Origin of the sequence: Burkholderia sp. Se-20378 (genome assembly GCF_017104665.1) — a bacterium.
GTDB classification, from domain to species: domain Bacteria; phylum Pseudomonadota; class Gammaproteobacteria; order Burkholderiales; family Burkholderiaceae; genus Burkholderia; species Burkholderia lata.
In genome coordinates this window covers 1-6,539 of sequence record NZ_JAAGPG010000459.1, presented here as the reverse complement: position 1 = coordinate 6,539, position 6,539 = coordinate 1, and the positions used below count along the sequence as shown (strand labels likewise).

The 6,539-nt window shown below is 63.3% G+C and carries 8 protein-coding genes and 1 pseudogene; 2 read left to right on the top strand and 7 right to left on the bottom strand.

Features of this window, described 5'->3' with window-relative positions; genetic code table 11:
* The 6 genes from G3N93_RS31210 to rpoH all read right to left on the bottom strand — a co-directional run.
* Nucleotides 1-226 (bottom strand): hypothetical protein (locus G3N93_RS31210; RefSeq protein ID WP_206134680.1); only part of this gene is annotated, 226 nt, incomplete at its 3' end.
* 124 nt (nucleotides 227-350) lie between these two features.
* A complete protein-coding gene (gene cydX, locus G3N93_RS31205; RefSeq protein WP_011353251.1) occupies nucleotides 351-467 on the bottom strand; it encodes a cytochrome bd-I oxidase subunit CydX in 117 nt (38 codons plus the stop codon).
* A gap of 62 nt (nucleotides 468-529) precedes the next feature.
* Nucleotides 530-1,666 (bottom strand): cytochrome d ubiquinol oxidase subunit II, encoded by a 1,137-nt coding sequence (gene cydB / locus G3N93_RS31200; RefSeq protein WP_206134679.1) that lies wholly within the window; start codon nucleotides 1,664-1,666, stop codon nucleotides 530-532.
* Nucleotides 1,667-1,697: 31 nt separating this feature from the next.
* Complete coding sequence (locus G3N93_RS31195; RefSeq protein ID WP_011353249.1) at nucleotides 1,698-3,278, bottom strand: cytochrome ubiquinol oxidase subunit I; 1,581 nt, start codon at nucleotides 3,276-3,278, stop codon at nucleotides 1,698-1,700.
* Complete coding sequence (cydP, locus tag G3N93_RS31190; RefSeq protein ID WP_011353248.1) at nucleotides 3,268-3,546, bottom strand: cytochrome oxidase putative small subunit CydP; 279 nt, start codon at nucleotides 3,544-3,546, stop codon at nucleotides 3,268-3,270. The genes G3N93_RS31195 and cydP overlap by 11 nt, the downstream gene beginning before the upstream one ends.
* 367 nt (nucleotides 3,547-3,913) lie before the next feature.
* Nucleotides 3,914-4,849: an RNA polymerase sigma factor RpoH gene (gene rpoH, locus G3N93_RS31185; RefSeq protein ID WP_046544376.1), complete on the bottom strand. Its 936-nt coding sequence runs from the start codon at nucleotides 4,847-4,849 to the stop codon at nucleotides 3,914-3,916.
* 361 nt (nucleotides 4,850-5,210) lie between these two features.
* On the opposite strand from rpoH, the gene pagL reads away from it, so the two are divergent.
* Complete coding sequence (gene pagL / locus G3N93_RS31180) at nucleotides 5,211-5,780, top strand: lipid A 3-O-deacylase PagL (RefSeq protein WP_174916245.1); 570 nt, start codon at nucleotides 5,211-5,213, stop codon at nucleotides 5,778-5,780.
* 45 nt (nucleotides 5,781-5,825) lie between these two features.
* A complete protein-coding gene (locus G3N93_RS31175) occupies nucleotides 5,826-6,209 on the top strand; it encodes a nuclear transport factor 2 family protein (RefSeq protein ID WP_011353245.1) in 384 nt (127 codons plus the stop codon).
* 143 nt (nucleotides 6,210-6,352) lie between these two features.
* Here G3N93_RS31175 and G3N93_RS31170 read toward each other — a convergent pair.
* A pseudogene (locus tag G3N93_RS31170) lies at nucleotides 6,353-6,539 on the bottom strand (2-isopropylmalate synthase); the annotation flags it as partial.

Here is a 6,539-nt window from a genome sequence, read left to right as displayed (position 1 = left end):
GCTGATGCAATGACGGCGCGCCCGTTGGCAAAGGCGCGCGCGCGACCTGCGCGGTCGACGACGGCAACGCTCGCCGACGACGCGCAATCGGCCGCCGCACGCCGACGGCGAGATAGCGCGCACGCGCGCGCCACATACGGGATTCGCATGTCTCCCCCACCCAGAAGGATTCGGCCTGTCTGCGGCCGTGTCCAAAGATCTTATGAAACCTTTTATTGGTATTCAAGTGGTATCAATCTGGCGCTAAATTGGCATCGGCGACCGGGCCTGTCCGGCTGGCCGGGGGCGAAAAAAAACCTCGCGCGAGGCGAGGTTCCTTCCGGACGGCGGCCGCATGACCGGCGCGCGCGTCAGTCGTGGCGAACGCGTGCTTCCTGCGTCTTCTGCCGCGCTTCGAGCCACATCGCATTGACGATGCCGAACGACAGCGCGACGCCGATACCGAGAATCCAGCTGAAATACCACATGATCCGACTCCTTGCGAAACGGTGGGCGAGGGCGCGTGCGCGCCCCGTCCCGGTTCAAAGCATCAATACATCGAATGCTTGTTCTCTTCGAGTACCTCGCGCGTGACCTTGCCGCGCATCACGCGATACACCCAGCTCGTGTAGAGCAGGATCAGCGGCAGGAACACGATCACCGCGAACAGCATCACCTGCAGCGTCATGTGGCTCGACGTCGAATCCCACACGGTCAGGCTGCTGCGCGGGTCGAGCGACGAGGGCATGATGAACGGGAACATCGAGAAGCCGGCGGTCAGGATCACGCCGGTGATCATCAGGCCCGTGCAGAAGAACGCCGTCTTCTCCTGCTTCGAACCGGCGAGCAGCAGCGCGATCAGGCCGCCCGCGATCGCGACGACGGGCGCCGCGATCATCCACGGGAATTCGCTGTAGTTCGCGAGCCACAGGCCCGAGCCGGCGGCGACGTCCTTGAGCAGCGGGTTCGCGACCGTATCGGTCGGCGCGGCGTGCGTGATGTGGAAACCACCGATATAAGACGCGACCAGCACGCCGGCCAGCGCGAACAGCACGACCGCGAGGAACGACGTCACGCGCAGCGCGACCGATGCGCGGCGTGCGATCACGCCTTCCGTCTTCATCTTGATGAAGGCCGCACCGTGCGCGACGAGCATCGTGAGGCTGACGAGCCCGCACAGCAGCGCGAACGGGTTCAGCAGCGCCCAGAAGCTGCCGTAGTAGGTCACGCGCAGGTCGCTGTCGAACTTGAACGGCACGCCTTGCAGCAGGTTGCCGAACGCGACGCCGAACACGAGCGCCGGCACGAAGCCGCCGACGAACAGGCCCCAGTCCCAGCCCGCACGCCAGCGCGGGTCGGGCCGCTTGCTGCGGTAGTCGAAGCCCACCGGCCGGAAGAACAACGCGAACAGCACGAGCAGCATCGCGAAGTAGAAGCCGGAGAACGACGCCGCGTAGACGAGCGGCCAGGCCGCGAACATCGCGCCGCCGGCCGTGATCAGCCACACCTGGTTGCCTTCCCACGTCGCGCCGACGGTGTTGACGATGATGCGGCGTTCCTCGTCGGTCTTGCCGAGGAACGGCAGCAGCGCGGTCGCGCCCATGTCGAAGCCGTCGGTGACGGCGAAGCCGATCAGCAGCACGCCGACGAGCAGCCACCAGATCAGCTTGAGAGTTGCATAGTCCATAGCGATTCCTTGTTCCGTTTCAGGTGCGTGCTCACGCCGGGGCGCGCTCGCTGGCGGCCGCGATTTCGTGGTGATAGCGGCCGGTATGCAGCGACGACGGGCCGAGGCGCGCGTACTTGAACATCAGCTTGATCTCGATGACGAACAGCGCGGTATAGAACAGGATGAAGCCCGCGAGACTCAGGTACAGGTCGCTCGGCTGCAGGCTCGACGCGGACAGGTGCGTCGGCAGCACGCCGGCGATCGTCCACGGCTGGCGGCCGAGCTCGGCGACGATCCAGCCGAATTCGATCGCGATCCACGGCAGCGGGATTGCCCACACCGCATAGCGGAGGAACCAGCGGCGGTTGTCCTGCAGCAGTTCGCGACGCGCGCAGAACCAGAATGCGGCGATGAACGTCGCGACGAACAGGAAGCCGAGGGCCACCATGATCCGGAACGAGAAGAACACGGGCGCGACCGGCGGGATCGTCTTCTTCGCGGCGGCCTTGATCTGCTCGGGCGTCGCATCGACCACGTTCGGCGTGAACTGCTTGAGCATCAGCCCGTAGCCGAGGTACTGCTTGTGCTGGTCGAACAGTGCGCGCGTGGCGTCGCTCGTGTCGCCCTGCTTGATCTTCTGCAGCGCGCCGTACGCGACCATCCCGCTCTGGATGTGCTCCTCGCTGTGCTTCGCGAGCTCGCGCAGGCCGATCACCGGTTCGTCGATCGAGCGCGTCGCGATCAGGCCGAGCGCGTAAGGGATCTTGATCGCGTAGTCGGTGCGCTGTTCTTCCTGGTTCGGAATGCCGATCAGCGTGAACGATGCGGGTGCCGGCTGCGTTTCCCATTCGGATTCGATCGCGGCGAGCTTCATCTTCTGCACTTCGCCGGTCGTATAACCCGATTCGTCGCCGAGCACGATCACGCAGAGCGTCGCCGCGAGGCCGAAGCCGGCCGCGACCGCGAACGAGCGCAGCGCGAAGTCGACGTCGCGCTTCTTCAGCAGGTACCACGACGACACGCCGAGCACGAACATCGCCGCCGACACGTAGCCGGCCGACACCGTGTGCACGAACTTCACCTGCGCGACCGGGTTGAACAGCACGTCGAACAGGCTCGTCATCTCCATGCGCATCGTCTGGTAGTTGAACTCGGCGCCGACCGGGTTGTTCATCCAGCCGTTCGCGACGAGGATCCACAGCGCGGACAGGTTCGAGCCGAGCGCGACGAGGAACGTGACCATCAGGTGCTTGACCTTCGACAGGCGGTTCCAGCCGAAGAAGAACAGGCCGACGAACGTCGATTCGAGGAAGAACGCCATCAGGCCTTCGACCGCGAGCGGCACGCCGAAGATGTCGCCGACATAGTGCGAGTAGTACGACCAGTTCGTGCCGAACTGGAATTCGAGCGTGATGCCGGTCGTCACGCCCATCGCGAAGTTGATGCCGAACAGCTTGCCCCAGAACTGGGTCATGTCCTTGTAGACCTGTTTGCCGGTCATCACGTAAACCGCTTCCATGATGACGAGCAGCCAGGACAGGCCGAGCGTCAGCGGTACGAACAGGAAGTGGTAGAGCGCCGTGATGCCGAACTGCAGACGTGACAGATCGACGACTTCACTACTTATCATGGTGGTCTCCCTCGGTAGATGCAGGCGCCGGTACCGAGAGCAGCTTCTCGGCGACGGCGGCAGGCGGCAGCGACATGTGCTCGGCCTGCGGATGATTGAAGAATGCGTATTTGAGCGACATCAGGAGGATCAGCTTGACGATCAGCACCAGGGTGATGTCGCGGGCGAGGGTCGGGCCGCGTGCCCACGCGGCGATGCGTGCGCGCCAGCCGATCGTACCGGCCGGCCGCGGGGGAGGCGGCGCAGGCTCTTTATTGATCGAGATCAAGGCGATTATCCTGAATCGATTTAAGTCTGATTTGGGGCGACTTTACGTCGGATTTATGACGGCCGTGAAGCTGTTTTAATCCTTTTGCGCCTGACATGCCAATTTTAAAAGGACGGCTTTCGGATGCCGAGTGCTGCGCTGCGGCAGACCGTCGCGAAACACGGGCCGAAACTTGAGGCAGATCAAGGTTATGCGGAAGGGGCCCGCAAACTGCGTATTACCTGACGAATCAGGTCAATTAATCGGCGCAGAAACGAGTGATGAAGCGAGCGGAGAAGCGAATGAAAAGCAGGAGAAAAGACGGGCGAAAAAAAACCGCTGCCGGTCGGGCAGCGGTTTTTGATGAAGCGCTCTAAATCGCAGCGATTTACGCGTATTCGGCGAGGGCCGTGCGCATCTTTTTCATGGCGCTCGCTTCGATCTGGCGGATGCGTTCCGCCGACACACCGAACTCGGCAGCGAGATCGTGCAGCGTCGAGCCGCCCGAGCCGTCGTCGTCGACGTGCAGCCAGCGCGCCTCGATGATGCGGCGGCTGCGCGCGTCGAGTGCGCCGAGTGCCTGCGCGATGCCGTCCGTCTGCAGCGTGTCGCGCTGACGCGCGGCGAGCACGGCGGTCGGTTCGTTGTGCGAGTCGGCCAGGTAGGCGATCGGCGCGTACGACTCCTCGCCGTCTTCGACCTGCCCTTCGAGCGCGATGTCGCCGCCCGACAGGCGCGTTTCCATTTCGGTCACGTCTTCGCGCTTGACGTTGAGTTCCTTCGCGAGGCCGTCGATTTCCTCGGGCGTCATCGCCTGCAGGCCCTTCTTGTGGCTGCGCAGGTTGAAGAACAGCTTGCGCTGCGCCTTCGTCGTCGCGACCTTCACCGTGCGCCAGTTGCGCAGGATGTACTCGTGAATCTCGGCCTTGATCCAGTGGATCGCATACGACACGAGACGCACGTTCTGGGCCGGATCGAAGCGCTTCACGGCCTTCATCAGGCCGATGTTGCCTTCCTGGATCAGGTCGCCGTGCGGGAGGCCGTAGCCGAGATAGTTGCGCGAGATCGACACGACGAGCCGCAGGTGCGACAGCACGAGGCGGCGAGCCGAGTCGAGGTTGTTGCCTTCGCGGAATTCGGTCGCGTACTGGCGTTCCTCTTCGACCGTCAGCAGCGGAATGCGATTGACGGCCTGGATATACGCGTCGATGTTGCCAAGCTGGCCCGGCAACATCGATTGGGCTGCGAGCGCCAGCGAGCCTGCCGATGCGGCCTTGGCCGGCGTCGGGCTCAGGGTGTTCGGGAGGGTCAGGGCGTTGCTCACTAAAAAAACTCCTTTGGAATCAGGGACAAACCCCCGGTCTCGAATGAAATTCCGTGGGCCATCTTAGCACTCCCGCAAGACGAGTGCTAATTCCTTAGAGCACGCGTGGGCATCGGAGTTCCCACTTTTTCTATCGAGCTTGTCGAGTCGATAGTCTATTCTGCGACAGAGGGGGCGAAGCGAAGTTCCGTAAGCCGTTGTTTCTGATGGTAATCAGTAGACGATTTCAATTTTTGTCGTTTTGGAAGGAAGCCATTTCGCTTTGCGATGCCGATCCGAAAAGTCCTTTACCATACCATTCAGTTCGCTTGAGCCGGCCGAAGCGGCAGGCTCCATTCAACCCACAAAGTTGGAGTGACTGATGAACAATAAGAAGAATCGCCGGCCCCGCAGCCGGCTTGCGCTGCACGCGATGCTGGCGGCGTCCCTTCTGGGCGGATCGGGTGCGGCATGTGCGGATCGATGGGGGATTCAGGCGGGCGGCGGTTTTTCGGATCGCCACGGGGTCGACAAGGCCGATCTCGGCGTGGTGTGGGATCCGGGCTGGAACTGGTGGGAAATCGGCGGCTGGCACTTCGCGTTCGTCGTGGAAGGGCACGCAGGCTACTGGCACACGGGCGGCAACGTCCACAGCAGCATTGGCGAATTCGGCGTGACGCCGATGTTCCGCTTCATCAAGAGCGCCGGCGAGATTCGCCCGTTCATCGAGGCCGGCGGCGGCATCAGGCTGCTGACGCACCCGACGATTTCGGATCGTTTCTCGATGGGGACCGCGTTCCAGTTCGCGCCGACGGCGGGGGTGGGCGTGCAGTTCGGCCAACGGCAACAGTATCAGGTCGGCTACCGTTTTGAACATGTGTCTAACGCGGGTATCAAAGAGCCGAATCCTGGTATAAATTTCCACCAGTTCTACTTGCAGTACAACTTCTGATCCGCATGCCCGCGCACGGCGTGCGCGTTGCCGAGGAGTCAGGCGATGGCGAAGGTGGTCGATGCGATCCGCGCGCTCGAGCGCGATCGGTTCCGGGCGATGGTGGACGGGGACGGCGAGGCGCTCGACGCGCTTTTGTCGGACAAGGTGTTCTTCGTGCACACCAACGGCAAACGCGAAACCAAGCAGCAGTTCATCGACGCCATCGTCGCCGGCCGCCGCCGCTATCGCCAGATCGAAATCCAGTCGCAGGACGTGCTGCCCGTCGGCGATGAAACCTGCATCGTCACCGGGCGCGCGTTGATCGAAATGGAAACGAACAACGGCGGCCTGGTCTTCCCGATTGCCTATACCTCCGTCCACACCCACGAACAGGGCCGCTGGAGCCTGTTCGCGTGGCAGGCGACGCGGTGCGCGACCGAGACATGAGCGCGCATGGCGCTCCTTTTCATGTCCCGACCGAAGCGGCCTTCTGGGCCGCTTTTTGCTGCCTCGTGCGGCGCGGATCGCGCGGCGCACGGGCGGTCACGCCCCGCTCGCTGACGTTTGAACCCTGAAACGGAACCGGGCGCTCAGGCCGCTGCGCGGTGATCCGCGCAGTGCCAGGCCGAGCGGTTGATCGCGCTGACGACCGCATCGAGCGCGGCGCTCGCCGCATCGGCGTGCAGGCCGACGCCATGCCGCACCGGAGATCGGAAGAGCGTCGTGCAGGGAAAGCGGGTGCGCAAGCGTGTAGACCTCGCGGGTCGCCGTAGTATT